We start from the raw sequence: 19140 nt of genomic DNA, 5'->3' as shown, positions 1-19140 counted from the left end.
CCGACAAACTAGTAGCACGACCGTTCGTTTAGATTTAAGCTCGTCGTATGCCTTCACCGGCCCGCTGGGCGGCGACTGTTCACTCTCCGAAGGAGCCCTGAGAACTCATGCACGCCTTCACGCACGACCTCATCGCACTCGACCGCACCGCCCTCCAAGCGTCACTCCGCATCCTCCGCACCGCCCGCGACACCGACTGGGAACGCCCATCCCCCTGCGCCGGCTGGTCGCTGCGCGATCTGGTGGCCCACATGGCCGCGCAGCACCACGGATTCGCGGCGGCGGCGCGCGGCTCGGGCGCCGACCGTACGTACTGGATCGCGCCGGATCTCGGCCGCGACCCGTGCAAGGTCTATGCGGAGTCGGTGCGGCACGTGCTGGCCGCGTTCGCCGAAGAGGGCGTCCTGGAGCGGGGGTTCACGCTGCCGGAGATCGGCGGGACGTTCCCGGGGCGGGTCGCCGTCGGTTTCCACCTGCTCGACTACGTGGTGCACTCCTGGGACGTGGCCACCACCCTCGGAACCAACATCGACGTCGGCCTCGACCTCCCCCGGCCGGTCGTCGACGCCGCGCTCGACGTGGCCCGCCGGGTCCCGAAGGACCCTGAACTCCGAGGCCCCGGAGCCGCGTTCGCGCCGCCGCTGCCCACAGCCGAGGGCGCATCGCCGCTGGAGGAGATGCTGGCTCTCCTGGGGCGGCCGCCGGAGCATCACATCGGCCAGGGAAAGCGTTGAAAGAAGCGTTGAACATCACGCCCGCCTCTTCCGTATCTCCCGGTACCAGGAACCGGTACCAGGAAGTAGCTTGCCCCCACGGCAGGTTGACGGGCAGGAAGGCACGGCACATTGCGGCGCATCAACGGCACGGCTCTGATCATCGCGGCACTCGTGGTCACTCTGGGCGCGCTCGCGTTCCCCATGTGGTCCTACGCCGACCGCTCGGGCACGGGGCCCGCCAATCTGGCCGCCGGGTCCGTGGCCACGCAATGGGGTCCGCTCTCCGCCGCCGACCGCGATCTGCTGGTGAAGGTGCGGCTCGCCGGCCTGTGGGAGATACCCGCAGGTCAGCAGGCCGTCGAGCGGGCGCCGACCGAGGCGATCAAGGAGGCCGGTGACCATCTGATCGTCGGCCACACGGACCTCGACAAGCGGGCACGTTCGGTCGCGGCGCAGCTCGGCGTGGAGCTGCCCAACCAGCCCACCGCCGAACAGCAGGGCTGGCTGCAGGAGTTGACCGAGGCCAGCGGCGAGACGTACCAGCGGAAGTTCGCGAACCTGCTGCGCGTCTCGCACGGCAAGGTGTTCAGCGCGATCGCCGATGTGCGTGACAGCACCCGCAACACCCTGATCCGGCAGCTGGCCACCGATTCCAACCAGACGGTCCTCGACCACATCACGATGCTGGAGGCCACCGGCCTCGTCGACTTCGACGACATCGCGAACGGCGGCGCCGCTACCGCGACGGCAAGCCCCAGCGGTCCTCCCCCGCCCTCCGGCGTCCCCCCGGTGCCCCCGGCGGCCGGCCCGACCGGCGATGTGTCCACCACGTCACGGCCTTCGCCCCCGCCGCCCGGCGAAGTCAACACGAACCGGCCGGAACCTCAAATGTAGCTCTGAACGTCCCTCCTCAGGGGTTCGGCCGCTGCGGCCGGGGCCATGACTCCTGCACACGTTCCCAAGACACGGGGCACGACGCGGGGTCTTGGCGGAGGAGGGGGAACATGAAGCATTTGGGGACCGGAATAGGGTGGCGTCCGGAGATCGCGGACGCCGTGGAACAGATGCCCGGCATCGACTGGGTCGAGGCTGTCGCGGAGAACCTGTGCCCCGGGCACGTCCCCGACTCCCTCCTGCGGCTGCGCGAGCGCGGCGTCACGGTGGTGCCGCACGGCGTCTCGCTCGGCCTCGGCGGGGCCGACCGCCCCGACGAGACGCGCCTCGCCGCGCTCGCCGAGCGCGCGCAGGCACTGGGCTCGCCCCTGGTCACCGAGCACATCGCGTTCGTACGCGCCGGGGGCCCGCTGACGGCTTCGCAGCCGCTGGAGGCGGGCCACCTGCTGCCGGTGCCGCGCACCCGTGACGCCCTCGACGTGCTGTGCGAGAACGTACGCGTCGCGCAGGACGCGCTGCCGGTGCCGCTCGCCGTGGAGAACATCGCGGCGCTCATCTCCTGGCCCGGCGAGGAGATGACGGAGGGACAGTTCCTCTACGAGCTCGTCGAGCGCACGGGCGTACGCCTCCTCATCGATGTCGCGAACCTCCACACCAACCACGTCAACCGCGGCGAGGACCCGTCGAAGGCCCTGGACGAGCTGCCGGTCGAGGCCATCGCGTACGTGCACGTCGCCGGCGGTTTCGAGCGGGACGGCGTCTGGCACGACAGCCACGCGCACCCGGTGCCCGAGCCGGTCCTCGCGATCCTCTCGGACCTGGCCGCACGGGTGAACCCGCCGGGTGTCCTGCTGGAGCGGGACGAGAACTTTCCGGCGCCGGGGGAGCTGGAGCGGGAGCTCGACGCGATACGGGAGACCGTGCGCACGAAGGCGCCTGCTTCCGGAGAGGGCGCTTCCGGCACAGCCCCGGCGACCGGTGAAGCTGCCGCAGTGCCCGACGCCACCCGCCAGCGTCTCGCCCTCGCGCAGACCGCGCTCCTGTCCGCCCTGGTGGCCGGGACGCCCGCGCCCGAAGGGTTCGACCGGGCCCGGCTTGCCGTGCAGAGCCGGGCGTTGACCGGCAAGCGGGCGGACGTCGTGGCGAAGGTGGCGCCCGAGCTGCCGGAGATTCTCGGCGGGAGTTATCGCGCGGACTTCTTCGCGTACGCCCAGGCCCGGCCGATGACCGGCGGCTACCGGCGTGACGCGCTGGACTTCGCCGAGCGGCTGCTCCTGTCCGGGCAGCCCGAGGACGCTCAGGCGCGCGGCAGGCTGACGCGGTGGTGGCTCGAACGGTCCGGGCCCGCGCCGCTGGACGCGGGGCCGGTCGCACGGTGGTTGCGGGCGGCGCGGTTCGCGCTGCGACGGGGGTAGGGGGCGATGGTCTTGGAGATCCTGTCGGTTTGTTTCGCCATCCTGATCGCGGCGTCGGCGGTCGCTCTGCTGGTCGGTGTCTCCCGCATCCGGCAGGCGGCGCCTTTGCAGCCCGACGCGCAGCACGGCGCCGTGTTCGATCCGCTGGAGGCCGCCTTCCTCGCCGGGGGGCCCAGCAGGGTCGCCGACGCCGCGATCGCGTCCCTGCACGAGGACGGGCGCCTGGTGGTCGCGTTCCCCGGCATAGTCGCGATCCAGTCGGCCGAAGCCCGCAACGCGGTGGAGGGCGCGGCGCTCCAGGCGCACGCCGCCGCGCCGAGCGGCGCTCTGCACTGGCTGCGCATCGGTGTGATGCGCAGCCCCGCCGTGCAGGCGATCGGCGACACGATGGCGCGGCGCGGCCTGATGGTGCGCCCCGAGGTCCTCGACCGTCTGCGCCGCCGGAAGATCCTGCACAACGTCCTGACTTTCGCCGGGTTCTTCCTCGTCATCGGTGTCATCGCCGTCGAGGACGGTGACAGCCCTTCATGGGACCCCGTGAGCGTGTCGACCATCGCGTTGACCGTGGCGTGGGTCGTCGGCTCCCTGACCGGCCTGCTCTGCGGCCGCGCCACCCGGACGAGGGTGACGGCCTTGGGCCGGACCGCTCTCGCGGAGTACCGCGCCGCGGGCGCGCACGTCTCCGGCGCGGCGCACCGCGTGGCGGTCGAGGGCCTGGTCGGCGTCCTCGACCCCGACCTGCGCGCACAGCTGCAGGCCGCGCACCGCGTCCGCCCGGGACGTACGTCGGCGACATCCTCGACGTACGCAAGCTCCGGGACCACCATCGCGTGGTGCGGCGGAGGCAGCTCGGCGTGCGGCGGCTCAAGCTGCGGCAGTTCCGGCGGCGGAGGCTGCGGCGGAGGCTCTTCGTCCTCCTGCGGCGGGGGCGGTGGCGGCGGGGGCTGCGGAGGAGGCGGCGGAGGCGGAGGCGGCTCCTAGCCGCGACCCCGCACGCACGGCTCCCGCCCAGCGACGCGACGCGAACACCCCCTCCCCCTGCGAGCAGCGGACGCCCCGCTTCCCATGCCCCTTACCGGTACGGCAGTTGACGTACTCCGGGCTGTATCCCGCAGGTGCCTCCTCGGGGCGCACTAGCGTGCGGCGGTGCAACTGGAGGCGTCATGCGATCCATCAACGGCACCGGCCTCATCGTCGCGGGACTCGTCGCGACCCTGGCCGCGCTGCTCTTTCCCGTCTGGTCGTACGAGGACAGGTCGGGTACCGGCGTGGACAGACTCGACGCGGAGAGCGTGTCGACGGAGTTCGGTCCGCTCTCCGCGCTCGACCGGGACTTCATCACCAAGGTGCGGCTCGCGGGCCTCTGGGAGCTCCCCGCCGGACAGCAGGCCGAGGCCCGCGGCACCACCAAGGCGGTCAAGACGGCGGGCGAACACCTCGTCGAGGGGCACACGTTCCTGGACGCGCGCGTACGCGAGGTGGCGACGCGGCTCAATCTGGAGCTGCCCAATCAGCCGACCGCGCAGCAGCGTGGCTGGCTCGACGAGATGAGCGACGCGCACGGCGACGCGTACGACGAGAAGTTCGCCAACATTCTGCGCGCCGCCCACGGCAAGGTCTTCTCGGTGGTCGCCGAGGTCCGCGCGACCACCCGTAACTCGCTGGTGCGCGCCCTCGCGGACGACGCGAACACGACGGTCCTTGACCACATCACGGTCCTCGAAGGCACGGGCCTCGTCGACTTCGACGACCTCGCGCGCGACGCGGCGTCGGCGGGCCCCGTCCCGGTGACCCGCTCCCCCGCCCCACCGGGCCCGACCCCTTCACCGGACCCCGCGACCCCGGTCTCCCCCTCCCCCACCTTCTCGCTGCCGCCACCGGCATCCCGCCCCAAGCCCGACGTGGGCGAAGACAAGGCCAAGAAGAAGGCCGAGGACAAGGACCGCGGCTGAGCGGAACGTTATCCTCCCGCGACCCCGCGTCCGCATGGTGAATAACCCATGGCGCCACCCCCGCCCCCTCGCATAGAACTCCGGCATGTTCTGGCTTCCGCTCCTTCTCGTGGCCTGGGTCGCGACGGGCCTGTCCTGTGCTCGGCTCTGCCTCACCGCGTACCGCACCGCCCCGCACCGCGCGACCCCTGCGCACCGCCACGAACTGACGCTCTACGAAGCCGCGTTCCTCTCCGGCGGCCCCGCCCGCGTCACCGACCTCACCCTGGTGTCGATGGCCCGTGCCCGGCGCCTGCTGCTCGCGCACACCGGGTGGGCGACGGTCGTCGACCCGGTGGGCGGCGACGACATGGAGCGGTCCGTACTCGGCGCGATAGGGCCCGGCGGACAGTCGCCGATAGCGCCGGTGCGCCGCGCCGCGGCCGGCACCGACGCGATGCGCGCCCTCGCCGACCGTCTCGTCGCGGCGGGCCTCGCCCTGCCGGACGGCGCCTGGTCGGGGGTCGCGGGAGCGGTCCGGCAGGTGCGCACGGCCACGGTGGCCGTGATCGCCCTCGGAGCCGTCGCGCTCCTGATGCCCGGTCAGGACCCCTCGGGCCAGGTGCCCGTAGCGCTCTGGTTCGCGCTGCCCCTCGTCCTGAACGCGAGCTGCCTCGCCGTCGCCCGCTTCGAGATCCACCCCTACCCCCGCTGGGCCTCGCCCGCGGGCCAGCTCCTCCTGAGCGCACTCCCGGCGCGCGGCGGGTCCGACCTCACCGCCGTCGCCGTACGAGGCACCCGCGCCCTCGCCGATCCGGAACTGCGGGCGGCCTTCGCACACCGGGATGCGGCGCATCGGGGTCATTGAGCCCGACACGCCCGACACCGGCGGGGCGGTGCTTTACTTCACCTATTACCAAACGAATCATCCCTTTTGTTCGAGCAACGCACGGCCGAATGAAGGGATGAAGAGCGATGAGAGCAGCAGCCGCCCTCTACGGAACCGCCGGATCCTTGGTCCTGACCGCACTCGTCGCCGCCCCCGCGGGAAGCGCGTCCGCGGCCGACAGCCACCCCGCCTACCCCTCCTGGGCGGAGCACGGCACCCAGGTCGCGGCCCAGCGCGCGCAGGCGGCCGGCATCCGCTTCGGCGCCTGCCCCGCGGTCGAGAGCCTGCCCCCCTCGATCAAGTGCGGCACGGTCTCGGTGCCGCTCGACTACGCGCAGCCGGACGGCAAGCAGATCAGACTGACCGTCAGCCGCACCAAGGCCACGGAGCGGGCCGAACCCCGGCGGGGCAAGTCCGTCAAGCGTCAGGGTGCTCTCGTGTTCAACCCGGGCGGGCCCGGCGGGTCCGGCATGTACTTCCCGATGGTCGGCATGCTCCCCGAGTGGAAGCGCATCGCGGCGGCGTACGACCTCGTGGGCTACGCGCCGCGCGGTGTCGGCCGCTCGGCCCCGATCTCCTGTCAGGACCCCAAGGCGTTCGCCAAGGCCCCGACGCAGTCGCCGACCCACCCCGACACCGCGTACAAGCTGGAGCGCGTCAAGCAGGCGAAGGCGTACGCGGAGGGCTGCGTCAAGCGCTCCGGGAAGGCCGTGCGGCACTACACGAGCCTGAACAACGCCCGTGACCTGGACGTCCTTCGGGCGGCGCTCGGCGAGAAGCAGCTGACCTTCATGGGCGCCTCGTACGGCACGTACTTCGGCGCCGTGTACGCCACGCTCTTCCCCTCGCACGTGCGCCGCATGGTCTTCGACTCGGCGGTCAACCCCGACCCGGAGCAGATCTGGTACCGCAACAACCTCGACCAGTCCGCGGCCTTCGAGCAGCGCTGGGGCGACTTCCGCGCCTGGGTGGCCAAGCACGACAAGACGTACCACCTGGGCAAGACACCCGAAGCGGTCCTCCGGCGGTACGAGAAGGTGCGCGAGGAGCTCGCGGCCAAGCCCGCGGGCGGCAAGGTCGGACCCGGCCAGCTGCAGTCGGCGTACCTCCAGGCCGGCTACTACGACGACTACTGGCCGGCGCGCGCGTCGGCGCTCTCGGCGTATGTGAAGGGCAATCCGAAGCCGCTGATCGAGCAGGCCGCGCCCGAGCCGAAGGCGGCCAAGGAACAGGAGAACGGCAACGCCGTCTACACCGCGGTCGAGTGCAATGACGCGCCCTGGCCGACGGACTTCAAGACCTGGAACCGCGACAACTCACTCCTCGCGCGCGTCGCGCCCTTCGAGACCTGGGACAACGCCTGGATGAACCTGCCGTGCGCCTACTGGCCCGAGGCCCGGCAGCAGCCCGTGGACGTCCGCACCGAGAACGGTGAGCTCGCCCCGACGCTGATCCTGGCCGCCGAGCGGGACGCCGCGACCCCGTACGCGGGTGCCCTGGAGCTGAACCGCCGACTGGACGGTTCGGTCCTGGTGACCGAGCGGGACGCGGGCACCCACGGCATCGGCGCGGGCCCCAACAAGTGCGTCAACGGCCACATGGAGGCGTACCTCCTCGAGGGCAGGCTCCCCGTGCGGCGCGCGGAGTGCGCACCGCACAAGGAGCCCAAGCCCCTGTCCGGCGCGCGGGCCGCGGCTCTCCCCAAGGAGCGCTAGCCGGTCACAGTGCGCCGAGCCGCTCCAGCGGGAACGGCGGCTGGGCCAGCGGGCGCACCGCGAGCCGGGTCAGCGGCAGGGCGTTGTCGTCGCCCGCCGTGCGGTTGGCGTGCAGGACGCCGCAGTGCGTGCAGCGGTGGACGAGGACCCATTCGCCGTCTCCTCGTACGGAGATGGCGAGGGGCTCCATCCGGGCACCGCAGTCCGCGTCCCGGTCGCCCGGGGTGTCGTCGAGGTGACGGCTCCACAGGCAGTTGGGGCAGTGGTTGCGGTGGTCGGTGCCGGGGGCGGTCATCGATACGTCGAGACCGCACTGCAGGCAGCGGAAGGACTGGGCGCGCGCTTCAGTGCGGGCCCGCCGAGAGGTGTTGCGGGACATGACGGGGTGGACTCCAGTGCGTCGCGGAATGGGCTGGCTTCGAGCTGATCCGCGGGGCCCTGGGCATACACGCACCATCTTTCTGTCCTCGGCTTCGACCTCTCGATGAAACCCGCACCGGACAGGGCGCGGCAACCGAATTAACAGCGCACCGAACTGCCTAGGCGAGGCCCGCCACGAGTTCGGCCACGGACTTGCGGCGGCCGGTGTAGAACGGCACCTCTTCACGGACGTGCATGCGGGCCTCGGAGGCGCGCAGGTGCCGCATGAGGTCGACGATGCGGTACAGCTCGTCCGCCTCGAAGGCGAGCATCCACTCGTAGTCACCGAGCGAGAACGAGGCGACGGTGTTGGCGCGCACGTCGGGGTAGCCGCGGGCCATCATGCCGTGGTCCTTGAGCATGCGGCGACGGTCCTCGTCGGGCAGCAGGTACCAGTCGTAGGAGCGCACGAAGGGGTAGACGCTGACGTAGTTGCGCGGCGTCTCGTCGGCCAGGAAGGCCGGGATGTGCGACTTGTTGAACTCGGCGGGGCGGTGCAGCGCCATGTTCGACCAGACCGGCTCCAGGGCGCGGCCCAGCTTGGTGCGCCGGAAGAGGTTGTAGGCCTCCTGCAGCTCGTCGGAGGTCTCGGCGTGCCACCAGATCATGACGTCCGCGTCGGCACGGAGCCCCGACACGTCGTACGTGCCGCGGACGGTGATGTCCTTGGCGGCAAGCTGGTCGAACAGCTCCTGGACCTCGTCGGCGTAACCGGCGCGGTCCTCGGGCAGCAGGTCGCGCAGCTTGAAGACGGACCACAGCGTGTAGCGGATGACCTCGTTGAGGTCCTTGGCCTTCTTGCCCGCGTTCGGGCTCTTGGCGGGGGCGTCGTCACTCATGGCCCTATTCTCCTCCGCCGCCGTGCAGACTCTGCACCGGGTTGGCGGTGAGCTCCTGCACACCGGCCAGGTCACCGCCCAGCTGGTCCACGGCCGCGTAGGCGCTCGCGATGCACGCGGGGATACCCACTCCGTCGTACGCCGCTCCGCACACGGCGAGGCCGGGCAGCTTGCTCACGTGCTCGCGGACGCGGGCCACGCGCGCGTGGTGGCCGACGGGGTACTGCGGCAGGCCGTCGTGCCAGCGGGTGACGCGGGCGGCGACGGGCTGGGCGTCAAGGCCGGTGGCCGCGCGCAGGTCGTGCCGGGAGAGCTCGATGAGCTCGGCGTCGTCGCGCTTCAGGATCTCGCTCTCGCCGTACCGCCCGACCGACGTACGCAGCACCAGCAGGTCGGGGTCCTCCTCGGCGATCCAGCCCCACTTGCGTGAGGCGAAGGTGGACGCCTTGATGGTGTGCCCGTCGACGGGCGGCACGAGAAAACCGCTGCCTTCGGGGAGGTCGATCTCGCTGCGGCGGTAGGCGAGGGTCATCAGAGCCATGGAGGCGTACTCGACTCCCGCGAGCTCGGCGGCGGCTGCGGGGGCCTCGACGCCGAGGAGCGCGGCGGCGGCGTAGGCGGGGACGGCGACGACCACGGCATCGGCGTCGATGGTCTGCTCCGGGGTGCTCACCTGCCAGCCGTCCGGGGTGCGCCGCAGCTCGGTGACCGGCGTCCCGGTGCGGATCTGCCCGCCCTGCGCACGCACCGACTCGGCTACCGCGAGCGGGAGTTGCCCGACGCCTCCCTCGATGCCCATGAAGACGGGCCCGGTCTGCTGGTTCCGCGCGGCCCTGGCCTGGATGGCGCGGACGCCCTCCGTGAGGGAGGCATGCGTGCGGGCGGTCTCGAAGAGCTGCGGGACCGCCGAGCGCATCGAGATGCGGTAGGCGTCGCCCGCGTACACGCCGCCGAGCAGCGGCTCCACGAGGCGGTCGACGACCTCGCGGCCCAGGCGCGCGGCCACGTACTCGCCGACCGCGACGTCGTCGCCGACCTCGGTGGGCGGCAGTTCACGGTCCTGCTCGATGCGCCGAAGGCCTTCGTCGGACAGCACTCCGGCCAGGGCCGACGCGTCGCCCGGTACGCCCATGACGTGGCCCTTGGGCATCGGCCGCAGGGCCCCGCGGGTCCAGATCGCCGCGGTCGCGGTCGCGGGTGGCTGCAACCGGTCGGCGAGGCCCACCTCTCGGGCGAGGGCGACGGCCTCCGGGCGGCGGGCCAGCATCGACTCGGCGCCGAGGTCGACGCGTACGCCCTCGATCTCGCCGGGGAGCAGCTTGCCGCCGAGGCGGTCGGAGGCTTCGATGACGGTCACGCGGGCGCCGGTGCCGAGCAATCGGTGGGCGGCGGCCAGTCCGGCGATCCCGCCGCCGATGACTACGACATGACCCGTACGTGTGTCCGTTTCGCGCATGGCTCCACTCTACGAGCCGTGCTCCGCGAGTCGCGCGAGTCCCGACCGTGACCCCATCGGGACCGGTCAGCAACCATCGTTTCGCCCCTCTCCCGCGTCAAAGGAGCATCAGTCACCACGACCCTCGGGGGGTACGCCGCGATGCACGCGTCCAGCGGAACCACGTCAAGGCACCGCACGGTCCAGGCCCTCTCGGGCGTCCTGCTCGCGGTCGCCCTCGCCCTCACCGGATGCAGCGCTGGCGACAGCGACGACGACGGCGGTGACGGTGCCAAGGCGGCGGGCGGCGCCAAGGAGGAAGCGCAGTACTCCGGCGGTCAGGACAACAAGGGGGTGGGCGGTGGCAGCCAGGCGGACAAGTCCGGCCAGAAGAAGCCGCCCAAGATCACCGGCACGCACATCATCCGCACCGCCACCCTGACCGTCCGCGTCAAGGACGTACCGAAGGCCCTGGACGAGGTGCGCGCGGCCGCCACCGACGCGGGCGGCGCCGTCGGCGACGAGACGACGGACCGCGACGGCCACGGCGACGAACGCTCCCGCATCGTGCTGCGCGTCCCGCAGGACCGGTACGAGGAGGTGCTCACGTCCCTGGAGGGCACGGGCAAGCTGATCGAGCGCAAGGCCAAGGCGCAGGACGTCACCGAGCAGGTCGTCGACGTGGAGAGCCGCGTCAAGTCGCAGCGGGCGAGCGTGGCGCGGGTGCGGGAGCTGATGGACAAGGCGACGAAGCTGAGCGATGTGGTCGCGCTGGAAGGGGAGTTGAGCAGTCGGCAGTCCGAACTGGAGGCGCTGCTCGCCCAGCAGTCCTCGCTCAAGGACCGTACGAGCATGTCGACCATCACGCTCTCGCTCAGCGAGACGGCCGTGAAGAAGGCGGACGCGGACGACGACCCGACGTTCGTGGACGCGTTGTCCGGCGGCTGGAGCGCCTTCGTGACGATGCTGCGGTGGCTCGCGGTCGCCCTGGGCGCGGTCCTGCCGTTCGCGGCGGTGGCGGCGCTGCTGTTCCTGCTGTGGCAGCGGCTGGTGCGGCCCCGGCTGCCGCGGCGGCCCGCCGTGACGGCGGCGCGCGAGGGTGGCGACGACTAGGGGGCCGCCAACTGCCGCTTCGTCGTAGCGTGTCCGTATGAGTAGCGCGAGAGAGCGACTGGTGATCATCGGGGGCGACGCGGCGGGCATGTCCGCTGCGTCGCAGGCACGCAGGCTCAAGGGCCCGGACGAGCTGGAGATCGTCGCGTTCGAGCGCGGCCACTTCACCTCGTACTCGGCCTGCGGCATCCCTTACTGGGTCGGCGGTGACGTCCTCTCACGGGACGAGCTGATCGCGCGTACACCCGAGGCGCACCGGGAGCGCGACATCGACCTGCGGATGCGTACGGAGGTCGTGGAGATCGACGTCGAGGGCGGCCGGGTCCGCACCCGGGACCTCGAATCCGGCGCGGAGGCCTGGACGACGTACGACAAGCTCGTGATCGGCACCGGTGCCCGCCCGGTCCGTCCCTCCCTGCCCGGCATCGACGCCCCCGGCGTGCACGGTGTGCAGACCCTGGACGACGGCCAGGCGCTCCTGGACACGCTGGCGGACACGGAGGGCCGCAAGGCGGTCGTCATCGGCGCCGGTTACATCGGCGTCGAGATGGCCGAGGCCCTGATCCATCGCCGCTACGAGGTCACGGTCGTCAACCGCGGCACGGAACCGATGTCGACGCTCGACCCCGACATGGGCCGCCTCGTCCACGACGCGATGTCCGGCATGGGCATCGAGATGGTGAACGGCGCCGAGGTCACCAAGATCCTCACCGGCGACGACGGCCGGGTCAGGGCGGTGGCCACCGAGGACGCGGAGTATCCGGCGGACGTGGTGGTGCTCGGCATCGGCGTGCGCCCCGAGACGGAGCTCGCCCGCGCGGCGGGTCTTCCCCTCGGTGAGTACGGCGGGCTGCTCACGGATCTCGCGATGCGGGTGCGCGGCCACGAGAACATCTGGGCGGGCGGCGACTGCGTCGAGGTCCTCGACCTGGTCTCGGGCCGCGAGCGGCACATCGCGCTCGGCACGCACGCCAACAAGCACGGGCAGGTCATCGGCTCGAACGTGGGCGGGAGTTACGCGACCTTCCCCGGAGTCGTCGGCACGGCCGTCAGCAAGGTCTGCGACCTGGAGATCGCCCGCACGGGCCTGCGCGAGAAGGAGGCGCGGGCGGCGGGACTGCAGTTCGTCTCGGTGACCATCGAGTCGACGAGCCGCGCGGGCTACTACCCCGGCGCCGCCCTGATGACCGTGAAGATGCTCGCCGAGCGCCTCACGGGACGGCTGCTCGGTGTTCAGATCGTGGGCCGCGAGGGCGCGGGCAAGCGGGTCGACATCGCGGCCGTGGCCCTGACGGCCCGTATGACGGTGGACCAGATGACCGCGCTCGACCTCGGCTACGCACCGCCGTTCTCGCCGGTGTGGGACCCGGTCCTGGTGGCGGCACGCAAGGCGGTCGCAGCGGTCCGGGCCCCGGGGTAGGACGCCGGGTGGGCCCGGACTGGTCCCGAACCGGTCCCGAACCGGGCTCACCCATCACATTCAGGCGAGATTTTCAGCCAACTACGAACCGACCACGAAACGACTCGGTCAGCGTGCGGTCCGCGTGTGGACATGCTCCACGAGCCGCGTCAGGGCGTCGGGGTCCGTGGTCGGCAGGACGCCGTGGCCGAGGTTGAAGATGTGCCCCTCAAGACCGGACGCGGCGTCGAGAACCTCGTCCGTCTTGGCCTCGATCGCCTCACGCGTGGAGAAGAGGACCGCCGGGTCGAGATTCCCCTGGAGCGCCTTGCCGGGACCGACCCTGCGGACCGCCTCGTCCATCGGGACGCGCCAGTCGACGCCCATCACGTCGGCGCCCGCCTCGCCCATCAGACCGAGCAGTTCGCCCGTGCCGACACCGAAGTGGATGCGGGGCACGCCGTACGACGCCACGGCGTCGAAGACCTTCTGCGACGCGGGCATCACGGAGCGGCGGTAGTCGGCGGGGGCCAGCGCGCCCACCCAGGAGTCGAAGAGCTGCACGGCGCTCGCGCCCGCCTCGACCTGCACCTTGAGGAAGGCGCCGGTGATCTCCGCGAGCCGGTCGAGCAGGTCGGCCCACAGCTGCGGGTCGCCGTACATGAGCGCCTTGGTGTTCTCGTGGTTACGGCTCGGGCCGCCCTCGACCAGGTAACTCGCGAGGGTGAAAGGTGCTCCGGCGAATCCGATGAGGGGGGTCGACCCCAGCTCGGCCGTGAGCATGCCGATGGCCTCGGTCACGTAACTCACGTCGTCCGGCGTCAGATCCCGCAGCTGGGCGAGGTCAGCGCGCGAGCGGATGGGGTTGGCGACGACCGGGCCGATGCCCGGCTTGATGTCCAGGTCGATGCCGATGGCCTTGAGGGGGACGACGATGTCGCTGAAGTAGATCGCGGCGTCGACCTTGTGGCGGCGCACCGGCTGCAGCGTGATCTCCGTGACCAGCTCCGGCATCATGCAGGACTCCAGCATGGCCGTACCCTCGCGCACCTTGCGGTACTCGGGAAGTGAGCGCCCCGCCTGCCGCATGAACCAGACCGGCGTGTGCGGCACGGGCTCACGCCTGCAGGCCTTCATGAAGGCTGAATCCTTGACGGCGTCCGTCGCTGCGTTCTGCTGGCCCGCGGGGCTGCTGCTGTTGGCACTCACGCGGAAAGTCTCGCACGCGGCCGCCCGGCCCCCGCTCGGCCCCCGCCCGACCCCGGCCCGACGCCGTCACGCCCCCGGTTCACAGGGGCACGCTGCCTTGACCGGGGCCCCCCGCACGGGTGTCTCTCCCTGCGCGAAGCCGCCATTCCCCTTAATCTTCCCCGCATGGCTGCGGCTCAGGGACAACGGTCGGACGGCGCTGGCGAGATGGAAAGTACGGAGGGGAAGGTGGCGGATTCGACTCCGTTGCCCTTTCGCGCGGCGGTCGAGGCGCTGCGCGGGGCACGGCTTCGGCCCGAGATCGAGCTCGACCCGACGCGGCCACCGCAGCGTCTGGCCCCGCACGCGTACGCCCTGGAGGCGGCGGTGGTCGACGGCGACGAGGACCTCGCGGACGGGCGTCTTGTGCTGCTGCACGACCCGGCGGGGCACGACGCCTGGCAGGGCACCTTCCGCCTCGTCACGCTCGTACGGGCGGAGCTTGAGCCGGAGATGGCCGCGGATCCGCTGCTGCCCGAGGTCTGCTGGTCCTGGCTGACGGGCGCGCTGCAGGCGCGCGGCCTGGCGTGCGGAGAGCCGAGCGGCACCGTCACGCGCGCCGGCTCGCACTACTTCGGCGGGCTCGCCGAGCGGCCGCCCGCGTCGCAGATCGAGATCCGGGCGTCGTGGACGCCGCGCGAGGGGACCGGCGGAACGCCGGACACGGCCGCGCATCTCGCGGCGTGGTGCGATCTGCTCTGCCAGGTGGCGGGGCTGCCGCCGGCGAACCAGGCGCACGGTGGCGACGGCTCGGTGGTGTCGCTGCCCCAGCGGCGGGGACCGCAGACGCCGTGAGCGCCGTGAGCGCCGTGGGTGCCGTGGCTGCCGTGAGCGCCGTGAGCGGCCGTGAACGCCGTGAGCCGCCGTGAGCCGCCGTGAGTGCGAACGATTCTGAACGACTGCGATTCGGGTTGATCTTCGGATGATCGATCGCGTGTCCGAATCGCCCGAATTGTTACTCACCAAATCGTGATCATTCTCTAAAGGCGGACGGGTTTGGTGCCGAAGAGGTTGGTGACCTTGACAGCACGGTTCGTCCCGGCTTCTCCCCCGAGCCGGTTCAGTCCCGCACCCCAGGAGGCCTGGTGTCCGTTCTCCTCGAGCAGCCCGCAAGCCTGGTCGCCTACCGCCCGAACAAGCCGACCGCCATGGTCGTCGTGGCCGACCCGCGCGTCCGCTCCACCGTCACCCGCCACCTGTGGGCCCTCGGTGTTCGCGACGTGATCGAGGCCTCGTCGATCGCGGAGGCTCGTCCCCGCATCGGCAACCCTCGTGACATCTGCGTCGCAGATGTCCACCTCCCTGACGGCTCCGGCCTGACGCTCCTCTCAGAAACCCGCGCGGCGGGCTGGCCGAACGGCCTCGCCCTCTCCGCCGCCGATGACATCGGCGCCGTACGCAACGCCCTCGCGGGCGGCGTCAAGGGCTACGTCGTCACCGGCACCCGCAACAACGTCGGTCTCCCCACCCGCCCCGGCGCCGCGCCCATCGGCTCGGCCGCCGCCCGAATGCACCGCCGCCCGCCGGGCGCGCCCAGCCACACCGGTGGCTACCGCGAGCTGTCCGGCCGTGAGGTGGAGGTTCTCCGCCTCGTCGCGGAGGGTCAGTCGAACAAGGCCATCGGTGTCTCGATGGGGCTCTCCGCCCTGACCGTGAAGAGCCACCTCGCCCGCATCGCACGCAAGCTCGGCACGGGTGACCGCGCCGGGATGGTGGCGGTGGCCCTGCGCACCGGAATCATCCACTGACTCATTTACACCCCTCGCGCGCCCGTCGACGGAACGTTCCGTCGACGGGCGCTGTGCATACACAGATACCCTTGACAGGTGACCGACGCCCAAGAGACCGCAGCAGACAGTTCACTGCGAACCACCGGAGGCGGCCCTCCGGACGACGTCGAAACGGCGCCGATCCCCCTGGACGAGCCGCGTGATGGCATCCCCCCGGTGGTCGCCGACGAGACCGCCCTCGCAGAGGTGATCGCCGCGTTCGCGGCAGGCAGTGGCCCCGTGGCCGTGGACGCCGAACGCGCGTCCGGCTATCGGTACGGCCAGCGCGCCTACCTCGTGCAGCTGCGCAGGGAGGGCGCGGGCAGTACGTTGATCGACCCCGTCGCCTGCCCCGACCTGTCCGGGCTCGGCGAGGCGATCTCCGGAGCCGAGTGGGTCCTTCACGCGGCCACGCAGGACCTGCCCTGCCTGCGCGAAATAGGCATGATCCCCACCAGCATCTTCGACACGGAGCTCGCGGGACGCCTCGCGGGTTTCCCCCGGGTCGGCCTCGGCGCGATGGTCGAGGGCGTGCTCGGCTTCGTCCTGGAGAAGGGCCACTCGGCGGTCGACTGGTCGACGCGGCCGCTGCCCGATCCCTGGCTGCGCTACGCGGCGCTGGACGTCGAGCTGCTCGTTGACCTGCGGGACGCGCTGGAGAAGGAGCTCGACCGGCAGGGCAAGCTGGAGTGGGCCCGCGAGGAGTTCGACGCGATCTCCTCCGCGCCGCCCGCGCCGCCCCGGGTCGACCCCTGGCGGCGTACGTCGGGCATGCACAAGGTGCGGCGCCGCCGCCAGATGGCGGTCGTACGGGAACTGTGGACCGCGCGTGATCGCGTCGCGCAACGGCGTGACGTGTCGCCCGGCAAGGTGCTCAGTGACGGCGCGATCGTGGAGGCGGCGCTTTCGCTGCCGCCGAATGTGCACGCGCTCGCCGGTCTCACCGGCTTCGGGCACCGCATGGGGCGGCGCCAGCTGGAACAGTGGCAGGCCGCGGTGGACCGGGCCAGGGCCCTGCCCGACTCCGAGCTCCCGCAGCCGGGGCAGGCGGTCTCCGGGCCGCCGCCGCCCCGCTCCTGGGCGGACCGCGACCCGGCCGCCGCGGCGCGCCTCTCCGCGGCACGGGCGGCTGTCTCGGCGCTGGCCGAGGAACTGAACATGCCTCAGGAGAACCTGATCACTCCGGACACGGTACGAAGGGTCTGCTGGGAGCCGCCGGCTCAGGTGGACGCGGATTCCGTGGCAGCGGCGCTGGCCTCGCACGGGGCACGGCGCTGGCAGATCACCCAGGTCACTCCGGCCTTGGTGGGGGCGCTGACTGCTGCGGGGTAGTCGCGGTCGGGGGTGACGTCGGCTGGGGGGTGGTTCGCGCTCGGCGGGTGGGCGGGCTGGCTGGTCGGGTTCGCCGGTCCGGGGCGCGAGGCCACCGAGAGGGGCGGCCCTGCGGGGCCGGGGGCGTTGCTGCTTGCCGGGGCCATCCGGTTGTCCCGAGGTTGGCGGTTCCGGACCGGGAGTCAAGGGCGCTCCGCTGCGCTACGCGTCGGCTACGCCGATTCCGCTGCGCTCCACCCTTGACACCCGCCCCTCCACCACGCGAGGGAAGACGACCGGACGGCCCAAGGGGCGGGACTCTCGACCACTGCCGTCATCTTGTTGGGGTTTCCGTGCCGGGTGCGGATCGGTTCGTCGGGGGCGGCCGGCGGTGAGTGGGGTGCGCGGCTCGTTCGGAAAGCGACCCCGGTCTCGTCAAGCGTCTACCGGCCGGATGTGCGCGGGGCGACCAGGGCGGGGAGACGGGCGCGGGCCCGTCGGGAACGGGTCCCGGTTTCGTCAAGCGTCTGCCGGCCGGATCTTCCGGGGTGGCCGTCAGGGGACGAGGTGAGCGGTGGGTTCCCGGGGGGGGTGCCTCTATGTCTTTCGTCAAGCGAGGCGTGGGGTTCTGGGTTCGTAGAAGGTGCCGTCGCGGAGCATTGCAAACAGCACGTTGATCCGTTGTCGGGCGAGGCGGAGGAGCGCTTGGGTGTGGGTTTTTCCTCTGGCCCGGCATTTGTCGTAATAGGTGCGGGAGGCAGGATCGTGCAGGGCAGCGAACGCGGACAGGAACATCGCGCGTTTGAGCTGCCGGTTGCCGCCCCGTGGGGCGTGTTCGCCGTGGATCGAGGTCCCGGAGGACTTGGTGGTGGGGGCGAGGCCGGCGTAGGAGGCGAGGTGGGCGGCGGTGGGGAAGCTGGTGCCGTCGCCGACGGTGACCAGCAGTGCGGCGGCGGTCCTGACGCCGACGCCGGGCAGCGACGTCAGGACCTTGGAAAGAGGGTGGTCCTCCAGCAGGGCTGCGATCTGGGATTCTGCCGCCCGTCGTTGCTCGTGAACGGCGCCGAGCGAGCGGGCCAGCGAGGGGATCACGATGTCCAGGGTGCCGGTGCCCGGGACCACGACGGTCTGCTCGTCGAGTGCATCGAAGACGTCGTCGGTCAGCCGTTTTGCCATGCGCGGGGCTTTGGGCCGGACCACCTCAACCAGCCTGCGGCGTCCGGCTCTTCGCAGCGCGGCTGGGGATCCGTAGCGTTCCAGCAGCCAGGTGACCGCCGGGTGATCCAGACGCGGGCCCAGGACCCGTTCCAGGGACGGGTGGAACTGGGTGAGCAGGCCCCGGATCCGGTTGGATGTGCGGGTGGCCTCGGCCGCCAGGTCCTGGTCGAAGCCGACGAGGACGGTGAGCTCGGCGGTGATCTCGTCGGTCAGCTGAAGCGAGCGAAGGGTGTGCGGCATGGTGCGGGCGGCGTCCGCGATGACGGCCGCGTCGCGGGCATCGGTCTTTGCCTCGCCCGGGTAGAGGTCAGCGATCCGTCGCATCGAAAGGCCCGGCAGGTAGGCGACCTGGCAGCCCGTGTCGCGGGCCACTGTCAGCGGCAGAGCGCCGATCGAGGCCGGCTGGTCCACGACGACCAGGACGGTGCCGAACTTCTCGCGGAGCTTGTCGAAGACCTGCCGCAGCTTCGGTTCGGTGTTGGGCAGTTGCTTGTCGAAGACTTTCTTGCCGGCCGGGGTGAGTCCGTGTCCGTGGTGAGCGCTCTTCCCCACGTCCAGGCCCAGGAAGACACCTATCTCGTCGTACTCGTTCAAACCGTCCTCCCGAACGGACGTTGTGCGTGCTGGCCTGGGCGTTGGCGTCGTGCGCGCATCCACGTTATGCAGACCTGCCGCCTGCGAAGGACCGGGCATTGCGCTCGGCCGGGCGGTAGTCGGACCTCTCATCAGCGTCTCCAACGGCGCCTCTCGGGCCCGGTGGCACCACCCCCCAGGTCATCGCTTCGACAGGGGGGACCAGCCATGCCGGGCCCGGAGGCCAGCGGCCCT

17 protein-coding genes are annotated in these 19140 nt (G+C 71.6%); 12 read left to right on the top strand and 5 right to left on the bottom strand.

Features of this window, described 5'->3' with window-relative positions:
* Positions 1-107 precede the first annotated feature (107 nt).
* The 7 genes from ABXJ52_RS28855 to ABXJ52_RS28825 all read left to right on the top strand — a co-directional run bounded on the left by ABXJ52_RS28855 (position 108) and on the right by ABXJ52_RS28825 (position 7560).
* On the top strand, positions 108-734 hold the full coding sequence (locus tag ABXJ52_RS28855; RefSeq protein ID WP_367045758.1) for a TIGR03086 family metal-binding protein: 627 nt from the start codon (positions 108-110) through the stop codon (positions 732-734).
* 111 nt (positions 735-845) lie between these two features.
* Positions 846-1610, top strand: coding sequence for a DUF4142 domain-containing protein (locus ABXJ52_RS28850; protein WP_367045757.1), 765 nt, complete (start codon positions 846-848; stop codon positions 1608-1610).
* Between the two features lie 110 nt (positions 1611-1720).
* Positions 1721-3025: a DUF692 domain-containing protein gene (locus tag ABXJ52_RS28845; RefSeq protein WP_367045756.1), complete on the top strand. Its 1305-nt coding sequence runs from the start codon at positions 1721-1723 to the stop codon at positions 3023-3025.
* A gap of 6 nt (positions 3026-3031) precedes the next feature.
* Entirely contained in the window at positions 3032-4006 is a 975-nt protein-coding gene (locus tag ABXJ52_RS28840; RefSeq protein ID WP_367045754.1) for a TIGR04222 domain-containing membrane protein, read from the top strand.
* A 182-nt stretch (positions 4007-4188) separates the two neighbouring features.
* Positions 4189-4977, top strand: coding sequence for a DUF4142 domain-containing protein (locus ABXJ52_RS28835; RefSeq protein WP_367045752.1), 789 nt, complete (start codon positions 4189-4191; stop codon positions 4975-4977).
* An 85-nt stretch (positions 4978-5062) separates the two neighbouring features.
* Positions 5063-5824: a TIGR04222 domain-containing membrane protein gene (locus ABXJ52_RS28830; RefSeq protein WP_367045750.1), complete on the top strand. Its 762-nt coding sequence runs from the start codon at positions 5063-5065 to the stop codon at positions 5822-5824.
* 107 nt (positions 5825-5931) lie between these two features.
* Positions 5932-7560 carry an alpha/beta hydrolase gene (locus tag ABXJ52_RS28825; RefSeq protein ID WP_367045748.1) on the top strand — a complete coding sequence of 543 codons (1629 nt, stop codon included), beginning with the start codon at positions 5932-5934 and terminating at the stop codon, positions 7558-7560.
* 4 nt (positions 7561-7564) lie between these two features.
* Here the strand turns inward: ABXJ52_RS28825 and ABXJ52_RS28820 are convergent, their stop codons facing one another.
* From ABXJ52_RS28820 to hemG, 3 genes are all read right to left on the bottom strand, one after another.
* Positions 7565-7939 (bottom strand): RNHCP domain-containing protein, encoded by a 375-nt coding sequence (locus tag ABXJ52_RS28820; protein WP_150215590.1) that lies wholly within the window; start codon positions 7937-7939, stop codon positions 7565-7567.
* A gap of 160 nt (positions 7940-8099) precedes the next feature.
* Entirely contained in the window at positions 8100-8819 is a 720-nt protein-coding gene (gene hemQ, locus ABXJ52_RS28815) for a hydrogen peroxide-dependent heme synthase (RefSeq protein ID WP_367045746.1), read from the bottom strand.
* Between the two features lie 4 nt (positions 8820-8823).
* Positions 8824-10275, bottom strand: a complete 1452-nt coding sequence (gene hemG, locus ABXJ52_RS28810; RefSeq protein WP_367045745.1) for a protoporphyrinogen oxidase — start codon at positions 10273-10275, stop codon at positions 8824-8826.
* 141 nt (positions 10276-10416) lie between these two features.
* Here hemG and ABXJ52_RS28805 point away from each other — a divergent pair, with 141 nt between their 5' ends.
* Positions 10417-11367 carry a DUF4349 domain-containing protein gene (locus ABXJ52_RS28805; RefSeq protein ID WP_367045743.1) on the top strand — a complete coding sequence of 317 codons (951 nt, stop codon included), beginning with the start codon at positions 10417-10419 and terminating at the stop codon, positions 11365-11367.
* A 37-nt stretch (positions 11368-11404) separates the two neighbouring features.
* A complete protein-coding gene (locus tag ABXJ52_RS28800) occupies positions 11405-12787 on the top strand; it encodes an FAD-dependent oxidoreductase (RefSeq protein ID WP_367045741.1) in 1383 nt (460 codons plus the stop codon).
* Between the two features lie 108 nt (positions 12788-12895).
* Here ABXJ52_RS28800 and hemE read toward each other — a convergent pair whose 3' ends face one another.
* Complete coding sequence (gene hemE / locus ABXJ52_RS28795; protein WP_367045739.1) at positions 12896-13975, bottom strand: uroporphyrinogen decarboxylase; 1080 nt, start codon at positions 13973-13975, stop codon at positions 12896-12898.
* Between the two features lie 165 nt (positions 13976-14140).
* Here hemE and ABXJ52_RS28790 point away from each other — a divergent pair, with 165 nt between their 5' ends.
* The 3 genes from ABXJ52_RS28790 to ABXJ52_RS28780 all read left to right on the top strand — a co-directional run bounded on the left by ABXJ52_RS28790 (position 14141) and on the right by ABXJ52_RS28780 (position 17115).
* Entirely contained in the window at positions 14141-14809 is a 669-nt protein-coding gene (locus tag ABXJ52_RS28790; RefSeq protein WP_367045737.1) for a DUF3000 domain-containing protein, read from the top strand.
* 290 nt (positions 14810-15099) lie between these two features.
* Positions 15100-15762: a response regulator transcription factor gene (locus tag ABXJ52_RS28785; RefSeq protein ID WP_367045736.1), complete on the top strand. Its 663-nt coding sequence runs from the start codon at positions 15100-15102 to the stop codon at positions 15760-15762.
* Between the two features lie 78 nt (positions 15763-15840).
* The gene (locus tag ABXJ52_RS28780) at positions 15841-17115 is read left to right on the top strand and encodes a ribonuclease D (protein ID WP_367045734.1); all 1275 of its coding nucleotides are present in this window, start codon (positions 15841-15843) and stop codon (positions 17113-17115) included.
* A gap of 588 nt (positions 17116-17703) precedes the next feature.
* Here the strand turns inward: ABXJ52_RS28780 and ABXJ52_RS28775 are convergent.
* Positions 17704-18906 carry an IS110 family transposase gene (locus tag ABXJ52_RS28775; protein ID WP_367040134.1) on the bottom strand — a complete coding sequence of 401 codons (1203 nt, stop codon included), beginning with the start codon at positions 18904-18906 and terminating at the stop codon, positions 17704-17706.
* Between the last annotated feature and the right edge of the window lie 234 nt (positions 18907-19140).

Source organism: Streptomyces sp. Je 1-332 (assembly GCF_040730185.1).
Classification (GTDB): Bacteria; Actinomycetota; Actinomycetes; order Streptomycetales; family Streptomycetaceae; genus Streptomyces.
The sequence above is the reverse complement of the archived record's forward strand: the minus strand, read 5'-3'. Positions and strand labels throughout refer to the sequence as shown.

What these genes read in the sequence shown, in the direction of transcription:
- ABXJ52_RS28855 (WP_367045758.1), top strand. Translation starts at nt 108, where the DNA reads ATGCACGCCTTCACGCACGACCTCATCGCACTCGACCGCACCGCCCTC.
- ABXJ52_RS28840 (WP_367045754.1), top strand. Translation starts at nt 3,032, where the DNA reads ATGGTCTTGGAGATCCTGTCGGTTTGTTTCGCCATCCTGATCGCGGCG.
- hemG (WP_367045745.1), bottom strand. Translation starts at nt 10,275, where the DNA reads ATGCGCGAAACGGACACACGTACGGGTCATGTCGTAGTCATCGGCGGC.
- hemQ (WP_367045746.1), bottom strand. Translation starts at nt 8,819, where the DNA reads ATGAGTGACGACGCCCCCGCCAAGAGCCCGAACGCGGGCAAGAAGGCC.
- ABXJ52_RS28790 (WP_367045737.1), top strand. Translation starts at nt 14,141, where the DNA reads ATGGCTGCGGCTCAGGGACAACGGTCGGACGGCGCTGGCGAGATGGAA.
- ABXJ52_RS28830 (WP_367045750.1), top strand. Translation starts at nt 5,063, where the DNA reads ATGTTCTGGCTTCCGCTCCTTCTCGTGGCCTGGGTCGCGACGGGCCTG.
- ABXJ52_RS28835 (WP_367045752.1), top strand. Translation starts at nt 4,189, where the DNA reads ATGCGATCCATCAACGGCACCGGCCTCATCGTCGCGGGACTCGTCGCG.
- ABXJ52_RS28820 (WP_150215590.1), bottom strand. Translation starts at nt 7,939, where the DNA reads ATGTCCCGCAACACCTCTCGGCGGGCCCGCACTGAAGCGCGCGCCCAG.
- ABXJ52_RS28805 (WP_367045743.1), top strand. Translation starts at nt 10,417, where the DNA reads ATGCACGCGTCCAGCGGAACCACGTCAAGGCACCGCACGGTCCAGGCC.
- ABXJ52_RS28845 (WP_367045756.1), top strand. Translation starts at nt 1,721, where the DNA reads ATGAAGCATTTGGGGACCGGAATAGGGTGGCGTCCGGAGATCGCGGAC.
- ABXJ52_RS28825 (WP_367045748.1), top strand. Translation starts at nt 5,932, where the DNA reads ATGAGAGCAGCAGCCGCCCTCTACGGAACCGCCGGATCCTTGGTCCTG.
- ABXJ52_RS28800 (WP_367045741.1), top strand. Translation starts at nt 11,405, where the DNA reads ATGAGTAGCGCGAGAGAGCGACTGGTGATCATCGGGGGCGACGCGGCG.